This window comes from Salinispora mooreana (assembly GCF_000379065.1).
Classification (GTDB): Bacteria; Actinomycetota; Actinomycetes; order Mycobacteriales; family Micromonosporaceae; genus Micromonospora; species Micromonospora mooreana.
The window spans coordinates 4,447,063-4,467,749 of the sequence record NZ_KB900614.1 but is presented as its reverse complement, the minus strand read 5'-3'; the positions used below and the strand labels follow the sequence as shown (position 1 = coordinate 4,467,749).

The 20,687-nt window shown below is 68.0% G+C and carries 20 protein-coding genes and 3 pseudogenes; 16 read left to right on the top strand and 7 right to left on the bottom strand.

From position 1 onward, the window contains the following. Nucleotides 1-69: 69 nt before the first annotated feature. Nucleotides 70-960 carry a TauD/TfdA family dioxygenase gene (locus tag SALPAC6_RS0121420; protein WP_080636172.1) on the bottom strand — a complete coding sequence of 297 codons (891 nt, stop codon included), beginning with the start codon at nt 958-960 and terminating at the stop codon, nt 70-72. Between the two features lie 99 nt (nt 961-1,059). Here SALPAC6_RS0121420 and SALPAC6_RS0121415 point away from each other — a divergent pair, with 99 nt between their 5' ends. Genes SALPAC6_RS0121415 through SALPAC6_RS26485 form a run of 4 tightly spaced genes read left to right on the top strand, consistent with a single transcriptional unit; the run spans nt 1,060 to nt 5,422 of the window. After that, a complete protein-coding gene (locus SALPAC6_RS0121415; RefSeq protein WP_033666830.1) occupies nt 1,060-2,127 on the top strand; it encodes a MupA/Atu3671 family FMN-dependent luciferase-like monooxygenase in 1,068 nt (355 codons plus the stop codon). Continuing rightward, nucleotides 2,128-3,378: an MFS transporter gene (locus tag SALPAC6_RS0121410; RefSeq protein WP_018255372.1), complete on the top strand. Its 1,251-nt coding sequence runs from the start codon at nt 2,128-2,130 to the stop codon at nt 3,376-3,378. Further along, entirely contained in the window at nt 3,375-4,133 is a 759-nt protein-coding gene (locus SALPAC6_RS0121405; RefSeq protein WP_018255371.1) for a cysteate racemase, read from the top strand. The genes SALPAC6_RS0121410 and SALPAC6_RS0121405 overlap by 4 nt, the downstream gene beginning before the upstream one ends. Continuing rightward, the gene (locus SALPAC6_RS26485; RefSeq protein WP_020493613.1) at nt 4,112-5,422 is read left to right on the top strand and encodes an ATP-grasp domain-containing protein; all 1,311 of its coding nucleotides are present in this window, start codon (nt 4,112-4,114) and stop codon (nt 5,420-5,422) included. Before SALPAC6_RS0121405 ends, SALPAC6_RS26485 begins: the two co-directional genes overlap by 22 nt. A 443-nt stretch (nt 5,423-5,865) precedes the next feature. Here the strand turns inward: SALPAC6_RS26485 and SALPAC6_RS0121390 are convergent, their stop codons facing one another. Then, nucleotides 5,866-6,264, bottom strand: a complete 399-nt coding sequence (locus tag SALPAC6_RS0121390) for a glycosyltransferase family 2 protein (RefSeq protein WP_018255368.1) — start codon at nt 6,262-6,264, stop codon at nt 5,866-5,868. Between the two features lie 2 nt (nt 6,265-6,266). Between SALPAC6_RS0121390 and SALPAC6_RS29185 the strand changes: the two are divergent. From SALPAC6_RS29185 to SALPAC6_RS29500, 5 genes and pseudogenes are all read left to right on the top strand, one after another. Further along, a pseudogene (locus SALPAC6_RS29185) lies at nt 6,267-6,449 on the top strand (hypothetical protein); the annotation flags it as partial. Continuing rightward, complete coding sequence (locus SALPAC6_RS0121380; protein WP_018255367.1) at nt 6,446-6,727, top strand: hypothetical protein; 282 nt, start codon at nt 6,446-6,448, stop codon at nt 6,725-6,727. The pseudogene SALPAC6_RS29185 and the gene SALPAC6_RS0121380, both read left to right, overlap by 4 nt. 44 nt (nt 6,728-6,771) lie before the next feature. After that, nucleotides 6,772-7,125, top strand: a complete 354-nt coding sequence (locus tag SALPAC6_RS31340; RefSeq protein ID WP_397539760.1) for an SAV_915 family protein — start codon at nt 6,772-6,774, stop codon at nt 7,123-7,125. Continuing rightward, complete coding sequence (locus tag SALPAC6_RS29505) at nt 7,125-7,406, top strand: hypothetical protein (RefSeq protein WP_162561513.1); 282 nt, start codon at nt 7,125-7,127, stop codon at nt 7,404-7,406. The genes SALPAC6_RS31340 and SALPAC6_RS29505 overlap by 1 nt, the downstream gene beginning before the upstream one ends. Next, the gene (locus SALPAC6_RS29500) at nt 7,406-8,569 is read left to right on the top strand and encodes a hypothetical protein (RefSeq protein ID WP_162561512.1); all 1,164 of its coding nucleotides are present in this window, start codon (nt 7,406-7,408) and stop codon (nt 8,567-8,569) included. Before SALPAC6_RS29505 ends, SALPAC6_RS29500 begins: the two co-directional genes overlap by 1 nt. An 892-nt stretch (nt 8,570-9,461) precedes the next feature. On the opposite strand, the gene SALPAC6_RS28315 is transcribed toward SALPAC6_RS29500, so the two are convergent. From SALPAC6_RS28315 to SALPAC6_RS0121355, 3 genes are read right to left on the bottom strand one after another with little or no spacing between them, the layout of a single operon-like run. Further along, nucleotides 9,462-9,758, bottom strand: a complete 297-nt coding sequence (locus tag SALPAC6_RS28315; protein ID WP_080636105.1) for a hypothetical protein — start codon at nt 9,756-9,758, stop codon at nt 9,462-9,464. Beyond that, nucleotides 9,755-9,982: a hypothetical protein gene (locus SALPAC6_RS0121360; protein ID WP_018255363.1), complete on the bottom strand. Its 228-nt coding sequence runs from the start codon at nt 9,980-9,982 to the stop codon at nt 9,755-9,757. Before SALPAC6_RS0121360 ends, SALPAC6_RS28315 begins: the two co-directional genes overlap by 4 nt. Further along, the gene (locus SALPAC6_RS0121355; RefSeq protein WP_018255362.1) at nt 9,982-10,161 is read right to left on the bottom strand and encodes a hypothetical protein; all 180 of its coding nucleotides are present in this window, start codon (nt 10,159-10,161) and stop codon (nt 9,982-9,984) included. Before SALPAC6_RS0121355 ends, SALPAC6_RS0121360 begins: the two co-directional genes overlap by 1 nt. Nucleotides 10,162-10,288: 127 nt before the next feature. Between SALPAC6_RS0121355 and SALPAC6_RS0121350 the strand changes: the two genes are divergently transcribed. From SALPAC6_RS0121350 to SALPAC6_RS30485, 6 genes and pseudogenes are all read left to right on the top strand, one after another. Beyond that, nucleotides 10,289-11,380 (top strand): helix-turn-helix domain-containing protein, encoded by a 1,092-nt coding sequence (locus SALPAC6_RS0121350; RefSeq protein WP_018255361.1) that lies wholly within the window; start codon nt 10,289-10,291, stop codon nt 11,378-11,380. 319 nt (nt 11,381-11,699) lie between these two features. Next, nucleotides 11,700-12,081, top strand: a pseudogene (locus tag SALPAC6_RS0121345) (hypothetical protein). Nucleotides 12,082-12,142: 61 nt separating this feature from the next. Further along, nucleotides 12,143-12,601 (top strand): acyl-CoA dehydrogenase family protein, encoded by a 459-nt coding sequence (locus SALPAC6_RS30490; RefSeq protein WP_018255359.1) that lies wholly within the window; start codon nt 12,143-12,145, stop codon nt 12,599-12,601. Between the two features lie 707 nt (nt 12,602-13,308). Next, the gene (locus SALPAC6_RS0121330) at nt 13,309-14,880 is read left to right on the top strand and encodes a DUF2397 domain-containing protein (protein WP_018255357.1); all 1,572 of its coding nucleotides are present in this window, start codon (nt 13,309-13,311) and stop codon (nt 14,878-14,880) included. Then, nucleotides 14,877-16,040, top strand: coding sequence for a TIGR02678 family protein (locus SALPAC6_RS0121325; protein ID WP_018255356.1), 1,164 nt, complete (start codon nt 14,877-14,879; stop codon nt 16,038-16,040). The genes SALPAC6_RS0121330 and SALPAC6_RS0121325 overlap by 4 nt, the downstream gene beginning before the upstream one ends. Continuing rightward, nucleotides 16,037-17,329, top strand: coding sequence for a hypothetical protein (locus SALPAC6_RS30485; RefSeq protein ID WP_018255355.1), 1,293 nt, complete (start codon nt 16,037-16,039; stop codon nt 17,327-17,329). The genes SALPAC6_RS0121325 and SALPAC6_RS30485 overlap by 4 nt, the downstream gene beginning before the upstream one ends. A 444-nt stretch (nt 17,330-17,773) precedes the next feature. Here the strand turns inward: SALPAC6_RS30485 and SALPAC6_RS30480 are convergent, their stop codons facing one another. Then, entirely contained in the window at nt 17,774-18,082 is a 309-nt protein-coding gene (locus tag SALPAC6_RS30480; protein WP_223874348.1) for a hypothetical protein, read from the bottom strand. A gap of 1,125 nt (nt 18,083-19,207) precedes the next feature. On the opposite strand from SALPAC6_RS30480, the pseudogene SALPAC6_RS31075 reads away from it, so the two are divergent. After that, nucleotides 19,208-20,053 (top strand): annotated as a pseudogene (locus SALPAC6_RS31075) (SbcC/MukB-like Walker B domain-containing protein); the annotation flags it as partial. Nucleotides 20,054-20,268: 215 nt separating this feature from the next. Here SALPAC6_RS31075 and SALPAC6_RS28310 read toward each other — a convergent pair. Then, nucleotides 20,269-20,687: transposase (locus SALPAC6_RS28310; protein ID WP_162562069.1), on the bottom strand; the 419-nt coding region annotated here is incomplete at its 5' end.

The window sequence follows — 20,687 nt, the reverse complement described above, 5'->3', positions numbered from 1 at the left end:
GGGTCCGCCAATGCCGGGGGCGGGCAAGCAGTTCGGTCGGGGCGGGCGGCGGTGACGGCGCCCGACGGCTCATCGGGCTGACTGCGGTTCGGCCATCGCCACGGCGATCATGCGGTCACCGGTGTACGGCTCCCGGCCGTGGCTGGCCAGCATGTTGTCCACCACGAGGATGTCGTCGCGCTCCCAGTCGAAACGGGTCTTCGCGCCTTCGTAGCACTGCCTCAGGTGTGCCATGACGTCGTCAGGGATCCGGCCGCCGTCGCCGAAGTACGTGTTGGTCGGCAGCCCGTCCTCGCCGAAGAGCGCGAGCATGCCTTCCTGGACGTCCTCCGGCAGGGTCGACACGTGGAAGAAGGTGATGTGGTTGAACCACAGCAGGTCACCGGTGCGCGGGTGGCGGTGCGTGGCGTCCCGGACGACCCGGGTACGCAGGTTGTCATAGCCCCGCCATTCGGGGACGAGCCCGTGCCGCTGGCAGTACGCCTCGACGCCTGCCCGGTCCTGCGCCTCGAAGACCTTTTGCCACGGCACGCCGAAGTTCGGGTGGTAGTTGCGGACCAGGCTCCACCGGCGGCGCTGGAACTCCTCCACCACGTCGGGGTCGATCGCCGCCTGTACCTTCCGGGTGTCCGCCAGCGGGGTGGCACCCTGGGTCTGCGGCGGGCGTACGCAGTGGAAGTACAGCGTCATCGGCCAGGAATCCCGGTATGAGCACTCGTTGTGCAGGAAGATCTCCTCTTCCGCCGGGTGGTCCGTCGAGGTGTAGACGGCACCCTCGATAGTGGTTCGCGGCGACGAGGCCTCGGTGTAGGTCAGGGCCGGCCCCGACAGGGCTTCCACAGCGGAACTCAGGCCGGCGGTCCCGCCGACGTCCGCTGGCCGGAGGGCTCCGACGGGCTGGACGGCATCCTCACCGCGGCGGCGGACCGGCTTGAGTGCGGCGAGGTGTTCCCGTGCCATCCGGTCCACGGACACGTCTACGCGTGGACGGCCACCGCCGCCACCGACGTCCCGGCCTGACGGCGACAGCCGCTTCGATTCGCGAGACAGGAGAGAGCTTTGCGCTTCGGCGTCATGTTCTTCGCCACCGGCGGCACCACCCCTCAGGAGACGTGCCGCACCGTCCTGGCGGCCAGCCGGCTCGCCGATCAGCACGGCCTTGATGCCGTCTGGACACCCGAGCGCCACTTCGACGAGTTCGGCGGGGTCTTTCCGAACCCGGCCCTGACCAGCGCGGCGCTGGCGACGGTCACGGAGCGGGTCCAGCTACGGGCCGGCAGCCTCATTTCGCCGCTGCACCAGACCGTACGGATCGCCGAAGAATGGTCGGCGGTCGACAACTGGTCAGGCGGCCGCGCCGCCGTTTCGTTCGGGTCCGGGTGGAACGCCAACGACTTCGTTCTGGCGCCGGAGAACTACGAGATCCGGCACCGGCTGATGCTGGAGCAGATCGACATGGTGCGGGCGCTGTGGCGGGGCGACGACGTCCCGTTGACCAACGGCGCCGGTAAGCGGTTCGACGTGCGGCTGCACCCCGCGCCCGTCCAGGCCGAGCTGCCCATCTGGGTCACCTCGTCGGGCAATCCGCAGACGTTCCGGGACGCCGGGCAGCGGGGCGCCAACATCCTGACCCACCTCATCGGCCAAGACCTCAACCAGCTGGCGGAGAAGGTGGGTCTCTACCGGAAGGCGCGTGCGGACAGCGGCCTCGATCCCGCGGCCGGCACGGTGTCGCTCATGCTGCACACGCACCTGGACGCCTCGACGGACGCCGCCGAGGCGCGCAGCCGGGGGCCGTTCCGGGAGTACCTGCGGTCGGCCGTCAAGCTGGAGCTGCGGGCCGCGCAGGGCGGCGGGGCGATCAGCGGCGGCCACGTCCTGCCCGACGACGAGATCCCGCAGGATCTGCTCGACGAGCTCCTCGACGCGACGTACGAGCGTTACCTGCACCACGGTTCCCTGATCGGTTCGGTGGAGTCTTGTCGGCCGATGGTGGAGCGGGTCGCGGGTGCCGGCGTCGACGACATCGCCTGCCTCGTAGACTTCGGTGTACCCACCACACACGTCCCCGCCACCGTCCCCCTGATCGCGGAGCTTGCGGGCGCTGGGCCGACGGGGAACGCCTAAATGGCCGCTGCTGGTGCCGCCCTGTGGTCGCGGGTGCGCTCGGTCGTCATGCTGGACCGCCGGGAGACCCGACTGTTCCTCGCCAGTGTCACGGCGGACTCGTTCGGGACGGGCATCTTCACCGCCACGTCGGTGCTGTACTTCACCCAGATCCGCGGGTTCGACATCGCCGCGGTGGGCTTGGCGATCTCGCTGGGTAGCCTCTGCGCCTTCGTGGTGGGGCCCCGGATCGGCGCCCTCGCCGACCGGTGGAACCCCAAACGGTTGCTCATCACCCTGTTCATCGTGCGAGCGCTGGGCTACGGCCTGTACCTGCAGGCGAAGTCGTACTGGGTGTTCGTCGCTATCGCCTGCGTCGTCACGACCGCGGACCGGGCCAGCCCGGCCATCAACCAGTCCCTCATCGGCCTGATCTTCGACGGTAAGGACCGGGCGACCCTGCTCGGCACCGTCTTCTCCGCTCGTAACGGGGCCGTCGTCCTCGGCTCGCTGGCCGCGACCGTACCGGTGGTGACCGGCGAACCGTCCATGTACCTCGTGGGCATCGGCATCAACGCGTGCTCGTTCCTCGGCAGCGCCCTGATCATCGCCAGGCTGCCGGTGCCGGACCGCCCGCCGCAGGTTGCCGACCGTGCGGCGAGTAAACCGGCGGCGCCCCTGCGCAACGGCCGATACCTGCTGATCACGGTGGTCAACGGCGTGGCGCTCACGCACAACAGGATTCTCTCGCTGGTCCTACCTTTGTGGATCATTCAGGCGACGAGCTCGCCGCGGTGGAGCCTGACGGCGCTGTTAGCGCTGAACGGGGCGCTCGCGATGGCGAGCCAGATCTTCGTGAACCGCCGGTTCGCCGATTTCTCCTCCGCCCTCCACTCGTCCGCCTGGGGTGGGGTGGCCATCGCGGTGGCGTGCGTCGCCTATGCCGCGGCGGGCGACGTGTCGGCAGCCTGGATGTCGTTCGCGGTGCTGCTCGTGGCGATGCTGGCGCACACCGCCGGGGAGTGCCTGTTCATCGCCAGTACCCCCCTGTCGTTCGAGCTCGCCGAGCGGCCGGCGCTCAGCCGGTACCTGTCGTTCTACAACCTCGGGCGGGTGGGGCAGGACCTGGTGGGCCCGGTCCTCGTGGTCGCGCCGCTGTTGCGGCACGGCACGCCGCTGTGGCTACTCATCGCCGTGATCGTGCTGGCCGCCGGCGTGACCCCGTGGCTGGTGATGCGCCACGACCCCCTCGCGACGGAGGCGGTCCGGTGACCCACGCAGCCTCCGCCGGCGGACCGATCGTCGGCGTGCTCGGTGGGATGGGGCCGGGCGCCACCGCCGACTTCTACGCGAAGCTGGTCCGGGCGACGCCCGCGGCCACCGACCAGGACCACCTCCGCACGTTGATCTGGTCGGATCCGAGCATTTCCGACCGGACGGAAGCGTTGCTCTTCGACGGAGCCAGCCCGCTTCCGCAGCTGGTCTCGGGACTACGGCTGCTGGAGGACGCCGGGGCGGCGCTCATCGCCATGCCGTGCAGTACCGCGCACGCGTACCTGCCCGAACTCCGCCGCACCGCGCGCGTACCGATCGTCAGCATGGTGGAAGCGACGGTCGACCGGCTCGGGCCCGACACCCGTTCCGGGGCCACGGTCGGGCTGCTCGCCACCAGCGGTACGGTTTGCACCGGCCTCTACCAGCAGGCGTTCGGGGCGCGCGGGGTGCGCTGTCTCGTCCCGTCGGCCCCACTGCAGGAGGACGTCATGCAGGCCGTCCGCCTGGTGAAGGCAGGCAGGTTGGACATCGCAGGACGCGCACTGGAAGGGCCGGCGGCTGAGCTGGTCGATGCCGGCGCACAGACGATCGTGGCGGCCTGCACCGAGCTTCCGTTGGTCCTCGGTGCGGCGGCCTCGGGTGTGGGTGTCTTCGACGCCACGGCGGCCCTCGTCGAGGATGTGCTCGCGCTGGCCGCCGCTCTACGTTACGAATTCGACAAGGAGTCCACATGCGGAAACGCGTTTGTCTGATCTCGCCGAAGCCGCCGGTGCTGGAGCGGGCCCAGCGGCTCGGTCTCGATGCCGTCTGCGTGTTCACTCCTGAGGAGTTCCGTAAGCTGCCCGCGGACGTGTGCCGCGACCTGGTATCGGTGGTGGTGTCCTACCAGCACGCCCCGGAGCGGCTCGTCGACCTCGTCGCCCCGCTGCACGCGGCCGCCCCGTTCGCGGCGGTGTTCACGGTGCAGGAAGAGGGCGTCCTCGCCGCAGCGTCCCTCAACGACGCGCTCGGCCTCGACGGCGTGGCCTACGACACGGTCGCCCTGCTCACCGACAAGTGGCGTATGCGCGAACACCTGCGCTCCACCGATGTTGCGGTACGCGCCCAGGTCGGACACAGCGTGGCGGACATCGGCGCCTTCGGTGCGGCCGTCGGCTATCCGATCATCGCCAAGCCCGTGGCCGGCTCCGCCAGCATCGGCATCCAGCGCATCGCCAGCGCGGACGAGGTCGCGGCGGCCTACGAGAAGTTGACCGACCTCGGGATCGAGCGGTTCCTGCTCGAGGAGTACCTGGATGGTCCGGAGATCAGCGTGGACACCCTGTCCTTCCGGGGCCGCCACGTGGTGATCGCCCTTGCGGAGAAGTTGACGGGCACGAACCACGTCGAGTTCGGCCACGTCATTCCGGCCCCACTCAACGCCGACGTGGAGCAGCAGGTCGTACGGGTGGTGAGCGAGTTCCTCGACGCCGTGCGGCTCGCCGACGGCCTATCGCACACCGAGCTCAAGCTGACGTCGGCCGGACCGCGGGTCATCGAGGGCCACAACCGGCGCGGCGGCGACCGCATCAACACCATGACGGAGGCCGTGTACGACATCGACCTCGAGGCTAGCGGCCTGGCCTGGGCGGTCGGTGAACTGGAGCCGCTGGCCGACCGACCGACGCCCGACGGGGCGGCTGCCGTCGTGTTCTTCGAGGCCCGGCCGGGACGGCTGGTCCGGGTCGACGGTGTCGACGAGGTGAAGAATCACCCGGCCGTACGCGAGTTCCATATCAACGTCGCAGTCGGCCAGGTGGTGCCGGAGGTGCGTTGGTCCCTGGATCGGGCCGGGTACCTCGTGGTGACCGCCGGCACGGCTGCGGAGGCCCGCTCGCTGGCCGCTGATCTGGCGACCCGGCTCGTGTTCGTCACCGAGCCGGTGGCGAACGGTGCCGACGACGTCGAACGGCACCGGCATCTGGTCGCCGAGCTGGACCAGGCGAACCTCGTCGCGGCGATGACGGCGATCGTCCCGAGGGCCGAATCGTTCGCCCGCTGACCCGGACACCCGGCGCCCACCGGCCGCGGACAGCACCGCGGCGATGACGCCGGCGGTGATGCGGCGGGCTAGGTCGGGCAGGTCACGTAGTAGAAGCGGCTCCCCGCCGGAGATGTCGATACCGAGGACGCCGGAGGCGGCGAGGGTGGCGGCGATCTTAGCCCGGTCGGCTGCGCCGCGTTCGGTGACGGTGGTGTCGTCGAGGCAGTGTGGGCAGGACAGGTTGCAGCGCACCAGCGGCGACCAGCACAGTGACACCGGTGTCGAGCGAGAGATGTCGGCGGAGCCGACGGTGGGCCACTGGTGCAGGTTGGTGTCGTCGAGGATCTGGCGGCCCCCCCGGGTCGCCAGGGTGGACGGTGGTGGAAGCCGGTGGCGGGGTCATGAATGATGCCGGCGGCATCATCGGCGGCGAAGGTGCGGATCACTTGAGGCGTTTCCCTTCAGCGAGCAGTCGGCCGGTAGCGGGGTCGTTGCGCAGGGACCGCGCGGGTAGGGGCTGGTCGAGCAGGGTCCAGTAGCGGGTGACATTGGCGGCGGCGGTGGCGAACTTCGCCCGCCACAATCGCGGCGGCGTTGGGCGGGTCGATGTGCCAGCCGGTTGCCGGGCGGACCGGGGCGACCTTGTAGCCGGCGGCGATGAGCCGTGCCCCGAGGTAGGTGTCATCGCATCCCCACCCGGCGGCGAACGACGGCTCGAACCCGCCGACCTGCATAACAGCCTCGTACGGGACGGTGACCAACGCGGTAACCACTATGCGGGGGAGGTCCCAGTCGTGGTAGCGGTGGCCGTAGCCCAACTCGCGGAACTCGTCGGTGTCGTCGAGCGGGCGCCCTATCAACGCCCGGCCGCACCGAAGGGCGGCCCGGACTCATGGCCCGAGTCGGTCGCATCGAGGGCCGCCTGGACGCCCTCGAGGAGCTGCGCCCCAACGGCGGCCAGTCACTCAAGGACCAGGTGGCCAGGATCGCCCACGCCACCGGCGCCGACACCACCCCCAACCGCACCCAGGAGGAACCCCGATGACCCACGACTACCTGATCAGCCTGATCCGCACCGCCGTTCCCGCCGCTGTCGGCGCACTGCTCGCCTGGCTGGCCGCCGAGGCGGGCATCGTGCTCGACGCCGACTCGTCCACCGCCCTCACGGCCGGTGTGGTGGCGCTGACGATGGGCGCCTACTACGCCCTCGTGCGGGTGGCCGAGGTCCGGTGGCCGTGGCTGGGGGTGCTGCTCGGTACGCCGGCAGCGCCCCGATATGAGGGGCCGCCGTCCGGCAGCGGTGACAAGGCGTCATCCCCGTAACCTCGGGGTCCCGGAATGCGACTGTCGGCCGTAAACTGCTGGCCATGCCCCCTTCCCCTTCTGATTCGTCTCTCGAAGCGGCAGGTACTCAAAGCGCCTCTGACATTGGACAGGATGCGCGACCGGTCTTTCCGCCCATGGTCTACGTGCCCTGCGCTCCGCTTGAGGTTGACGCTGAACAGTTCAGCGTGGATCTACGGCAGACGCGGGATGGGCGCATAGCGCTGTTGGTGTACTCGGCCCTAGATCGGCTCATAGCTTGCTGTGGGGAACAGCAGGCATGGGCGGTCCTGGCAACGGCAGAACTTGATCAGCTTCAGCAAAGGACTGACTTTCAACTCGTTCTGCTCGATGTCGAGATTCCCGACGAATTCCGTAGGAAACAGGAGGTGGCCTGATGAAAGATGGCATACACGTCGACCCCGCAACGCTGGATGTGATCTCGGACCGGCTTCGACAGGCTGCCGAAAGTCTTGATGCAACCGGGGTGTCTGCCCCGGCAACGCCTGATGCCGGCAGCGTTACTCCTCTCATGTCTGCCGTCGTGTCCCATCTCGTTGAGAACGCTGGCCAACTGGTCGTCGGTCTGCAGGAAGCCAGTGATCGAGTAGCAGATTCCCGCGAATCGTACTCCAGCCAGGACCTGGTAACTGGACAGCAGTTTCAAGGGTTGTTCTGATGCCACTGGACACCAGTCTGGAGGGTGATCCGGCTAGCATTCGCGCCTGTGTCGGATGGCTTCGTCACACGATCGTTCCGAGCATTGATGCCTGTGTGGTAGATATGCAGCGAGCTAGCAGGTTCGCCGGAAGCGGGTGGCAGGGTATGGCCGGCTCAGAATTCCAGGTGCGAATAGAAAGCGGCGGTAAGAAGGCCGACGAGCTCCGTGTTGGCGTCGAACGTGCAGCCAACTCGTTCGATGCCTACGCCGACGACTTGCATGCCGCGCAGGTCGGCATGGAACGCGCACGTCATATTGCGGTTGCCGGCGGCTTGCAGCTCGCCGGAAACATCATCCTGGACCCCGGGCCGGCCCCTCAAGTCCCCATGATTTCGGCAACGCAACCAACTTCTATCGAGATCAAGCAGCACAACGCTGCCATCGCTGCTTTCGATGTCCACGCTGCCAAAGTCCAAGCTTACAACGTCGCAGCCGAAGAAGTGAAGCGCTCGAACAAGGCCATGGAAGCGGCACGGAAAATCGCGAAAAACATCTGGGATGACCTCCGCGGAAAAAGCTTCCTACATGCGACAGATATTGTTGGAAACGCGGCCATAGGAGGCCTGCTCGCCCAGCACGTCAGCATTTTGCGGAAGCAAGCTGCGGCCTACATGTCAGAGTCCAAACTGGCGCAGACTCGCTACCTTCAGGCGCCAGGCGGTTCGCCACAGGCGCGGGCGCTAAACACGGAAGCGTACCGCAAGTTCCTGGATGCAGACGAGTACGCCAAGCGTGCAGATGTAGTCGGCCGTCGCATCGGCAGCAAAATTCCGGTCATCGGCATCGGCATCACCGCGGCGGGAATCGGCTACGACGTGCACCAAGGCAAGCCAGTCGGGAAGGCCGTGATCTCGGGCACCGGAGGGGCGTTGGCGGCAGCCGGTACAGGCGCCCTCGTAGGAACCGCTATTGGAGGCCCGGTCGGTACGGTGGCTGGTGCCGTGGTCGGCTTGGGAGTTGGCCTCGTGGCCAGCAGCACGTTGGATTGGGGCTACGACGAGCTACCCGACAACGTTCAGACCAGCATCGAAGACGGCTTCAACGAGGTAGGCGGGGCCCTCGGCAACGCTGGTGAAGCTGTCGGAGACGGAGCGATGAAGGTCTGGGACGCCATCTTCTGACGAGATTCGCACATGGAGGGAACAACACACCGATGAGCGATGGTCGTGCTACATCCCGGGTTCCTGCACCCACAGAGTGGACAGTCAACCGGACCAATGGTTGGCTTACGGCCACGACAGGAATGTTCGCATTCATGACTGCATGTGCGGTAGCCGGAGCAGTCTGGGCCTTAAGCTCAGGGCAGGTAGTAGCCGGCAGCGCCCTAACATACGGGGCCATCTTCATGTTCCATACAGCTGGACTCAGCTTCGTAGTGACCCAAGTACCTAGCCGGACCCAGCCGCCGGCAGTTATCCAGCTTGGGGCAGGAGAGCAGGGAGTCGCGTTCCGCTACAGCTACTGGCCGTACTACTGGCTTACCGCAATCTTGCTGCTAACCTGCGGCGCCCTTGGGGTCTTTGCTGCTTCCGCAGCCCTTGGTGCTTCAGCTGCAAGCCTCACGGCCGCCCTGCTACTCGGACTGCTGATCCTCGTCACCGTGGCGCTTATCGTTACATTCCTACGTATGGCGCCTGGACGCCTTACCCTTACGGCCACCGGAATACACCACCAGAGTCTCACCTTTCAGCACTTTGTGCCCTGGTATGCCATCTATGACGTAGAAGCAGGCTGGATCAACGGACCAACGGTAATCATCAAGGCGCTCCCCTCGGAGGACACCAAACTGACACGATATGCCGGCCGAATTGGCACTCGGGAAGCGCAGCTACTCCCCTTCATAGTGGTACGGGCGTTATGGATGGCGAATAGTCCAACCGCACTCTATCGCACGGCAGCGTTCTACCTGGCTAACCCGGAACAACGCCACGAACTAGCCAGTAAAGCAGCCGTTCAGCGTATCGCCGAGGGGAGACTTTGACTCCCGGATGAGCGCCCTGCGAGGAATCGCAATCAAACGCCATATGACGACAGCCCCCGCCCAGCCTCACTGCTGGGCGGGGGCACCTTTGTGTCTCTGCTATCCCCCTCCCGACCGGGGAGAGCGGGGCCGGCCGTCTCATCCGGCCGGACATCTGTACGGGGTGGTGGGGGCGGTCCGAGTAGGTCATAGGTGAGTAGCCCGGCGTATGCCTCCGCCCAGGGCCAGCACCGCCGCGGGGTGCCGCACACCGGGCAGCGACCCTCGACCTGGCGGTGGTTGTTCAGGTCGCGCCACCACCGGCTGATGGTGGCGTCGGCTGGTTTCACCGTCTGCTCCCGGCGCGCTGCGGGGGTGCCCAGTTGCCCTGCCCGACCGTGGCCAGGTAGCGGTATGCGGTCTCGGTGGGCGGGCACGGCCACCCGGACCCGCAGGTCGGGCACCGGTCCACGCGCGGCCAGTGCTCGGTGATGATCCGCCGGGCGGACAGGATCATCCGGTTGCGTAGCTGGACCGTCGACAAGCCGGGACCCGGCCGGGCGTGGGTGGCCATCACCGCTGGTTGGCCCGACGCTGGGCCAGCGGGGTCAGCAGCGGCCGGTTGTCGAAGATGACCGTCGGCTGGTTGTGCAGCGAGGAGTAGGCACCGACCCGCGCCGCGTACCGGGTGGCGGGGCCGACCGCGTCCAGCCGTCCGGGCCGGCGGCGGAGTCGGCGGAGTAGCCGGATCATGCGCGTGCTCCCCTCGATCTGGCGCCTCGGACATCCATCCGGCCGCGTCGTGTGATTTCAGCGTGCGACTACGGGACTACGCTCGGAAGGAGGTCGATGTTTTCAGGGCTTTTCAGCAGGGGGACGTGTGAACGATCTCGGCACCCAGCTCCGGCAGACTCGTACCGAGGCCGGGGTTACGTTGGCCTCAATGGCCGCTCGTACCTCGTACTCGGTGTCACACCTGAGCAATGTCGAGGCCGGGCGGAGAACAGCAACGCCCGACATCGTGCTCGCCTACGCACGGCTCCTCGAGGAGGGTGAGATGAGGCGTCGACAGATGTTCGGCCTGGCGGCCGGCGTCGTGGGCCCGGTCGTGGCCGGCGAACTGATCCGGTCCGGTTTCAGCGCTGCGCTACGCGGCCGGACCGCTGAGGAGGACTGGCGGGAGCGGGTCGACCAGTACGGCCGGGACTACATGGCGGTGGGAGCCGTGGCGCTTCAGTCCCGCCTCGCGAACGACCTCGTGATCCTGCAACAGCACCTGGACACACCGGCCATGTGGTCACACGCCGCCAGGGCGTTGGTGACCTACGGCAAGACCACACCCAACCCCACCGAGGCCATCCGCTGGTACGACCTAGCCGGAGTGGCCGCCGACCGCTCCGACGATCTCGCCGTGCGGGTGTGGGTCCGGGGCCGGGCCGCAATCGCGTTGGCCTACGAGGGGGCGGCGCTGACCACGGCGCGGCGGTACGCCGATCAGGCTGTCGCGCTGTCGGACCGGCCGTCCCTCGGACGCGTCCAGGCGTTGATGGCGCAGGCACACGTGGCGGCCGGACGCGGAGACCGGAGCGGCGCTGTCGCGCTCGACACCGACGCTCGGCGGGTGTTCGACCAGGTGGCATCGGCGGATGGCGAGGTGTCTGATACCGCCGTCCCGCCGTGGCGGATGGCCACGTTCCGAAGCATGTTGTATGCCCGCCTCGGAATGCCCGGCCCCGGGTCCGAGGCCCAAGAGGAGGCCGACCGCACACGACCTGTTGATCTACCGCGTTTCGCTACTCATATTGAGCTGCATCGTGGGTTCACGATGGTTAACGCCGGTGACAGTGCGGGCGGGGTCGCCTACGCCCAGCGGGCGATGGATGCCCTGCCATCCGACCGCCGGTCGCAGAGCCTGCTACTCATGCTGCGCGAAGTGGAGCAGGCCGCATCGCGGCTAAGGGCTATGAAGTAGCGGACATTCAAAACGTCACCGGGATAGCCGAAACTATTCGTCGATATGGCTTGTCGACTGTGGATACGCTACCAAACTCGGTCCGGCTGATCAGTGATCACGAGCAACGGTGACGGGGGCTTCCGTACGGGGGCGTGGCCCTCGGTCGCGCACCATCGCCGCCCTTAACCGGGCGGATCCATCGACACACCCCACGAGCGGTCTTTCCATTCGCTCGTACGCGTGTTCGACTAACTCGCTCCTCATCGGCACTCGCCCGGAGGTCTTCGGCAGCGCCATGAACTACCCCTCCCACCCCCACCCCCACCGTCGCCCCGCCATGCCACTGGTTGCCCGCGCGGCACACGCCGCCACCGCCGCCTACCAGCGCGCAATGACCAGCAAGCGCGAACGCCTCTACCAGCAGGAAAACCGACGCCTCCGGCAGGAGAAATGTGTGGCTCCGGAACGAGGTCCGGCATTGCTGGGACGCCATCGACGTGATGGACCGCGACATGGAGGTACGGCGCCGGGAATTCATCCTGGGCGAACTCTCCCGGGCAGGCGCCCGCAGGCAGACGGTGGTCGTCGATCAGCGGCGCCTGCTGGAGGTTCACCTTCGCGAACAGCTCGCCGCCGAAGCCGAGGAAACCGTCCGGGCCACCTACGCGGAGGGCTACGCCGACGGGATCATGCGCCCCAGGACCGACGGCCAAAACTGAGTTCCCCTACCTGTCCCCTACAACGAATCAGGCCCCCTCGCTGGAGGGGGCCTGATCTGCAGTGCAGGAGATCATATTTGAGTGTCCGAGGCCCAACACGAACCGTTACCCCACCACCGATGAGAATCGTCAAGACCTTGAAGCCAACCCAAGCCTAGGAACCCCGCTGACCCAACCTGTCGGTTCCGCCGAAAGGGGTCACCACGCCCACCTGCACGACGGCGTCGCACGCACCGGACCCGGCTCCCGCGAACTATCCACCTTCCTGGTCGAAGCCGACCAACCCAGCGTCCACCTCACCCGCACCAACCCGTCATCGGGCCTGCACCGTTTCAGCTCCGGCGAGATCGCCTTCAACAACTGCCGCATTCCTGTAACCAACCGGCTCGGTGCCGAAGGTGACGGCTTCGACTTCACTCCTTCCTCCAGCTTCCTGTACGACAGGCCCAACCTGGCCGCCGTCGCTCGGCATCCACATCGCGGGGTGCACGCTTCCGCGGGCTGGATTCCATCCCATTGAGGATGGTCGCGGGGCGCTAATCGCACATCGGCTTCAGCGCCTCGACGTACACCGGGAATCGACTCATCTCGAGTCGTCGACCGACCGCAACGGTGCGCCGTACAAAGGCACGAGTTCGTGCCCGAATCTGTCGGGGCCGGTGAGGGGTGATCTCGGCGGCTGTGAGGTTCCGGTTCCGGCCACGACTGGCATTTACTCTGGGAGCAGTGCCCCTATCCGGGCGATGTCGTGGCTTCGCTCACGGATCCGTTTGCGGGGATGGCGGGCGTGACGGCCGATGGCGACGACCCCTTCTACGCCGTTGCGTTGGAAGCGCATGTCTGGCGCTGGCTCCGTGGTCAGCGCGCCGGACGCGGCGCGGACGGCAGAGTGCGGCCTGATCGCGCTATGGATTCGACGACGGCGCGGGGTCGCGTCGGTCCCATCGGGTGGAGCGGCTCCGGGCCGGGGCCGGTGGGGGAAGTGGCCCGGTGCCGAAAAGCTCGAGTGTCAAGGAGCTGACAGTTAGCCCGTATCGAGCGGAATGGTGATGTTCAGTGGTGCCGTGACTGCGCAACGCCACCAGTTGATCATGGTGCCGTTCGTCACCTGGACGAACTCGCCAAGCGGCACCCGTCCCATCCGGCGCCAATGCTCGCCGGACGGTAGCGCGCCCCGCCCGTACACTGCGGGCAGCAGCGCGCTCCCGGGATGCGGCGGGGAAGGGGATGCGCGTGCGGCCGGACAGTTCTGAGGTGGATGACGACGAACGTCCCGCTGACGGTCTCGACCTGTGGCAGCTCGCCGGTCTCCCCGGCGGACTGCTGCAGGCCAGCTATCTGACCAGCCGGTTCGCGGCGCAGTACCGGCTGATTGTGGACGTGCTGCTTGCCGAACAGGAACACACGCTGACCGGCGTCGCCGCCACCGATCTGCCCGAACTGTTACGCCGGCGCCTGAAGTACCTCGGCGCTGACCCAGCCCTGCTCGACGGCCCCGGCTTCCGGCTCAAGGAGCGGATGACCCGGCTCGAACGTTGGGGTGTCGTCTATACGTTCCAGGACAAAGCTGTCCGTGACGCCGAATTCGTCCTCGACCGCGACCGGTACCAGCTGACCGAGACCGTCGCCCAGCTACACCGGGCGATCACCTCCCTCGGTGACGACACCGCGGCCGAAGCCGCCGCCACCCTCGCCCCCGGCATCCTGACCGCTAACCTGAACCTGCTGCACGAGTGCGCCCGCACCGACCCGGCCGCAGCCGCCGCCGCGTGGTCGGTGATCGCCACAACCCACCAGTCGATGGTGAAAGCCGCCGCCAGCTGGCAGGCGCGCCTCGCTGGAGCCCTGGCCGGCGCCCCGACACCGGAAAAGATCACCACCGTGCAGGAAACCCTGCGCCGCTACGTCGACATGTGGGGCGCCGGCATCGATACCCACTCCGAGACGATCACCACCCGCGCCGGGAAACTCGCCCTGCTGCCTGGCGACGTGTGGCGGCGTATCGCCGTGCACACCCTCGGCGCCAACGCTGATGACCCGGCGATCGACGCCCTGGTCGACAGCCACCAGCACACCCTGCAAACGCTGCGGCGTTGGTTCGACGGCCCGGACTGCCAGGCCCGTCAACTACGCCGGCAGATGCGCGACACGATCGGGCCGCTGCTGCGCGGGCAGCGCACTCTCGCGGCGGTCGGCGGCCACGTCTCCCGACGTTCTGAACTGCTCGATTTGGCGGCACGCCTGGAATCGGCCGCCGACGATGACGCCGCGTGGCGACTGTGGTGCGCCGCGACCGGCCTGTTCGCCGCCCGGCACCTGCCCGGTGAAACGAGCCCGACGGCCGGCAGCGCCGGCGCCGTGTCGTTCTGGGACGCCAACCCGGTCCCGATCGAAGCGCGGCTGCGGAAACAAGGCCCCAAAGCCGTGACCGGCACCGCCGCCCGGCTCACTGACCGCACCGGCGCCAAACGCGCCGCCCGGGAACGCGCCGCCCGCATGGCCGCGCAAGCCGCGCTCACCGAAACCGGAATCCTCGCGCGGTCCGGGCAGCGGCTGTCGCAATGGCGCAACGTGAGCGTCGACGAGCTGCAGATGCTGTTGGTTCTGCTCGGCACGATCGCCGCAGCCCGCCCCGACCAGGCCGGCACCAGGTCGGCGACCACCGGCGACGCCCGCTGGCGGCTGCACGCCGATCCACCGCCAGACGGCGCCCCCGCCGCAATTGTGCACACTCCTGACGGGCGCCTGGTCCATCCCGACATCGCCTTGCATATAGCCCCGGCCGCGAGCCGCCCGTGAACACCGCAACCTCCGCCATCGAGAAGGAAGCCCAGCAGGCCTTCCTCGGCCTGCTCGCCCAACCGCTGATCACCCCGGCCACCAACCGAATCCTGCACCGGCACGTGCTACGCCATCAACGCCAAGTTACCGACCATGCCCGCCGCGCCGGCTACCGCATCCAGCGCGTCGGCCGCGCCGTCCGGCTGATCCGGGTACCCGTCGGCGGACGGGTCACCGCCCCACCACGCCCCACCGGCGCGCCCGGCCGACGGCAGCTGGCACTGGCCTGCTGCCTGGCCGCATGCTGCGAAGAAGTCTCGACCACCGTCACCCTGCAGCAGCTGTCCGACATGGTCCGCGACCTGACCGGCGCCGCAGGTACCCCAGTGACCGGATACGACCCGGAACAGAAGCCGCAACGGCGGCTGCTGCGCGACGCCGCGACCCTGCTCGCCGACTGGGGAGTGCTACGCCGCCGCACCAGCGACGAGATGCTGCTCGACTGGACCGAAGACGGCGCTGGGCCCGGCGCCGGCTATGACGTCGACCGTGACGCCCTGCTGCTGATGACCAGCCCTGACGTCCTGGCCGCCGCCCTGCACTCACCCGAGGCTGATGCCGAGCAGCTCGCCGCGACCCGCACCGTGCGGCAACTACGGGCCTTGCTGGAAACCCCCGCCGTCGTCTACGCCGACCTCGACGAACACGACGCCGACGCGCTACGCAAAGCCCGCGGCCTGCGCGCTGCAGATCTGACGCAGATGACCGGCGGTACCGTCGAAGCTCGCGCCGAAGGGCTCCTGCTCGCCCTACCCGACGACCCGGACCGGCAGCCGAGCGTCGCTGACTGGCCCCGCGCCCGCGCCGCGGACTGGGTCGCCCTGCTGATGGCCGACCTCGCCGGCCGCCACGGCACCCGCGCCCCCACCGGCACCGTCCGACTGACCAGTACACAGGTCGATGAAGTCGTCGACGACCTCGTCGCATGGCGCGGCGACTACATGTCCAAAGACCAGAAGACCGTGCCCGGCACCGTCCGCAGCGACGCCGAAACGATCCTAACCGAACTCGGCCTGCTCCAAGTCCATCCGGACGGCTCGTGGACGTTGTCACCGGTCGCCGGCCGCTACCGCGACCCCGACATCACCCTGCTCGGTCCGACGGAGCCAACCCGATGACGACGCTCGACCTGCCCGCACCGGGGCCGGCCGCCACCGACGAGCAACTGTCCGCCTGGCGAGACGCCGTGACCATCGCCGGGTTGCCCGACCCGTCCCGCTCCCGCTGGCAGGTCCTGCGCGCCGGCGTGATCGGCCTGTGGGAATTCGACGTCGCCGAATACTGGTTCGCCGACGGCCGCGCCCAGTTCGTCGGCCAGAACCAGTCCGGCAAGTCCACGATGATGGCCTTGACCACGCTGCTCATGCTCGCCGGCAGCCTCGACCGCAAGTACGTCGACACGTTCGGCGACTCCGAGAAGGAATACCGGTACTACGTCGAACCCGTCATCGACGACCGAGACCGACGCGACGCCTCCACTTCAACTAATCGCGGCTGGGCCTGGGTCGAATACGGCCGCATAGGCCCGCTCGGCACCCCCGAATTCTTCACCACCATGCTTTACACCCAGACCAAACGCGGCGTGAAGCAGATGACCCGCGCCTGGGTTGTCTGCCACGGCACCGCCCGCGTCCGCGACGGCCTAGACCTGGCCGTCGGACAGGCGGTTTCCGAACCCAAGGAACTCGAGGGCATCGCCGGGGTCACCGTCTACCCGAAGGGCTCCGACTACACCGAGCGGCTCGCCACCGACCTGTTCGGCTTCGACGACATCGAACGCTACGCGACCGTGATCGAGATGCTGAAGGTGCTGCGAACCCCCCACCTCGGACAGAAACTCGACCCGGCCTGGTTCACCTCCCAAATCCGCTCCGCGCTGCCCCCGGTTGCCAAAAGCGAGGTGACCGAACTCGCCAACGGCTGGCAGGAACTCGAACAACTCGCCCGCGACCGTGACCACGCCGACGAAGCTCGCAAAGCGATCACCGTCTACCTCAACCGGGCCTGGCGGCCCTGGGCCGACGCCGTCCTGCGCCTGCACGCCGACACACTGATCGCCGCCGACACCGCGTTCGTCAAAGCCGGCGACGACGCCACCGCCGCGGAAAAGACGCTCGAGCAGGCCCGCGCCCGCCTCGACGACGAAGCCCAGAACACCATCAACCTGGAGAAGGCCCTCGGGCGTACCCACGCCGAACAAATGCAACTGCTGCGCTCATCGGCGTACACCACCGCCGTCGAGCGCGCCAACGACGCCAAACGCTTGCGCGCTGAGGCCAACGCTACGACTGAGCGCGCCCGCAAGGCCACCGCCCAGTTGGCCACCACCCGTGGCGACCTGGAGAAGGCCATCGGCCGCCGCGACAAGGCGGCGGACGAGCTCACGATCGCGCAACAGGAGGTCTAGACCGCTGGCGGGCACACCGTCGAGGCCGCCACCGCCGCTGGGCTCGGCGAGCGCGCACCGGCCTGGGCAGCCGCCGGAGACGTCGACCGGTTCGACGTCGCGATCACTAGCCGCCGCGGGCAAGTCGCTGCACTGCGCAAACTCATCCGCGCCGCCAGCACCGCCGCTGCGACCTGGAACACCCTTGACGACCTGGCGGCGAAGGCGGAAGCCGAACTCACCACCCGTACGGACGCCGCCACCGCCACCGAAAGCGCCCTGCACCAAGCCGTACAGACATTGTCGGACGACCTGGAACGCTGGGCATCGACCCTCGACGAATGGGCACCACCGACCGAGACCCGCACCCAGTGGATCACTGCGGTCACCAACCAGACCCGCGCCGACCGAACACGTGAACTACTCACCGCCCTGCTGACCCGCCAATGGCTGGACCCGGTCACCTCACCACTGATCACCCGCGCCGCCGACCTGCGCGCCGGCGCGAAAACCGCCACCACACAAGCAACCGCGGCGGACGCCGAAGCCGACCACCTCGCCGCCGCCGGCGACCCCATCCCCGACCCGCCAGCGCGCTGGACCCGCCGGACACGTCCCGCCTTCCCGGCAGCGGCAGGCGCCCCGCTGTGGCGACTGCTCGACCCGGTCGACGGTCTCGACCCCGCCGTCCTCGACCATGTCGAGGCAGCCCTGGCCGCCGCGGGCCTGCTCGACACATGGGTCACCACCGACGGCACCTTCAGCCCAGAGCACGGTGACGACGCCGTCATCACCACCGGCACCCTCCCTACCGCGACAACCTCACTGGCCGCCGTGCTGCAGCCCGCCGAAGACGCCGCCACCCTCACCGACGCTGTCACGAAGATCCTCAACGGCATCGGCTACACCATCGACGGCCCGCTCACCGCGACCGTGTGCCTCGCCGCCGACGGACGCTGGCGAACCACCGCCGCAGCCGGCCGGGCAGCCCCCGCGGAACACGGCGCTGAATTTATCGGCACCGCCGCCCGCGCCGCGACCCGCCGCCGCAACATCGCCGACCTACGCGCCCAAGCCACCGCCTTCCGCGACGAAGCGCAGCGCCTCACCGGCGAAGCCGACACAGTCAGCACCCAGGTCACGAACCTGCGCACCAGCGCAAGGCAGGCACCCACCGACGCCGACGTCGTCGCAGCTGCCGCCGCTCACACCGCCGCGACCGGCGAAGCCGAGAAAGCCGACATCACCTACCGCGACGCTCGCGGCCAAGAAGAACAGGCCCGCACCCTCTCGGAAGAGAAGGCAGCAGAGGTCATCCGGTACGGCGTCGATAACCAGCTCCCCACCAGCGAGGAGCATCTCGACACCCTCGCCGAAGACCTCGACACGACCGCCGCCGCCGCCGGCTCCCTGCGGCTAGCACTGCGCGGGCTCCAAGCCGCCACTGCCGCGGCCACGGATGCTGCCGAACGGCTCACCACCGAAGAATGCCGGGTCACCGCCGCCGTCACCCTCGCCGAAGATGAAGCGGCAGCCGCCGAGCTGGCCGACACGAACGCGACCCTGGCCGAGCAGTCCGTGGACGCCGACGCGCAACAGCTGTTCGCCCAGGCCGAGGAACTCGAACGAAAGGTCGGGGAATACGGTCTGTCGATCTCGGCCAGTCGACGCGAAAGCCTGGCTCGCTCCAAAGAAGCGGGTGAAGCCGAGAACGCCTGGAACGGCGCCTGCAAGGCCCACACAGCGGCCGGTGAACACCGCGACGTCGCGGCTGCCGCCTGGTGGACACCTGTTGACGCCGGCCTCACTGCCGCTCGTAACCTGCCCGCCCCGGACAGCCGTGATTTGCCCGCCGCGCTCGCTCACGCCCGTACCGCCACCGAGCGGCTGCGCCCGCCGATGTGGCCCGACCGGCTCGACGACAAGGCCAAACGCGTTGAAGCCGCACTCTCGCGCATGCTCGGCAGCTCCCTGATCGAGCTGCGCACCGTCCTCGAAGCCCACGGCGGCCGCTCGATCATCATCACCGAAGCCGACGACCAGCACCCCCTGCCGTCGGTCACCTTGATCGTCGATGCCTCCGGCACCTCGCTCGACCCCGCTGAAGCTATCCTGCACCTGCAAAAGCTGGTCGACGACCTGTCGCGTACCCACGACGAGAAGCTCCACCAGATGTACACCGAACTTCTCTCCTCCACCTTCATCGACCACCTCGCCGACCGGATGAAGAAGGTCATCAAGCTGCTCAAGGTTGTCAACGAGGTTCTGGAGAAACATCCGACCGGCGCCAACAAGACCACGCTGCGGCTACGCCGCGTCCCCGCCGAAGGACAAGCGGCCGGCTTCAAGATCCTCAAAGCACTCCTGGACGGCACCATCGAATCCGACGCCGCCCAGCAACAGATCCAACTGTTCCTCGGCGCCCGTCTGCGCGAGGCCCAGGAAGCCGGCCTCATCGGCACCGAAGACTGGACCGACCGCCTCGCCGAACTGCTCGACTACCGTGCATGGTTCGACGTCGTCGCCCAATACAAAGTCGGCGACAGCGACGACGAGAACCGGTGGAAAGACCTCACCAGGAAAGTCCACGGCGTCGACTCCGGCGGCGGCAAAGTCGTCACCCTGCTGCAGCCGCTGCTGGCGACCCTGGTCGCCCTGTATTCCGAATCTCCAGAAGCACCCCGGCCGCTCTGGCTCGACGAAGCCTTCGAAGGCGTCGACCCCGGCAACCGCGCCACGATGATGCGGATGCTCACCGACTTCGACCTCGACTTCCTGCTCGCCGGACCCGCACCGCTTGTCGCCGTCGCGCAAGTCCCCGCCGCCGCAGTCTGGGTCATCACCCGAGCACCCGCACCCATTCCCGGCGTCGACCTGTCCCTGATGCTGTGGGCTGGGCACACCCTTGAACAGATCCCCGTCGGGGACTACGCCACCCGGCTGCTCAGAGGACGTCTGATTCACGTATTTTGTGTGTGTTGTGGTTGTAGTGGTTCTCGCCAGGTTGGGGTGGTTTCGGCGGTGAGGCGTTTGGCGAGGTTGTCGATCATGGCGAGGGTGATCATGCTGGCGGAGTTGTCGGGTCGTGCTTCGTAGTCGCGGACGAGTCGGCGGTGGTGCATGAGCCAGCCGATGGTGCGTTCGACGACCCATCGCCGTTTGACCACGCTGAAGCCTTTGGCTTGGGGGTTTTTGGTGACGGTCTCGACGTCGACGCCGAGGGCGGCGCCGTGTTCGACGACGCGGTTTTTGAAGCCGGCGTCGACCCAGGTTTTGGTGAGGGTGGGGTGGGTGGTGGTGGCCTGGTTGAGCAGGTTGATGCCGATGGTGTTGTCGCTGGCGCTTGCGGCGGTGACGGTGACGGCGAGGAGGAGGCCGA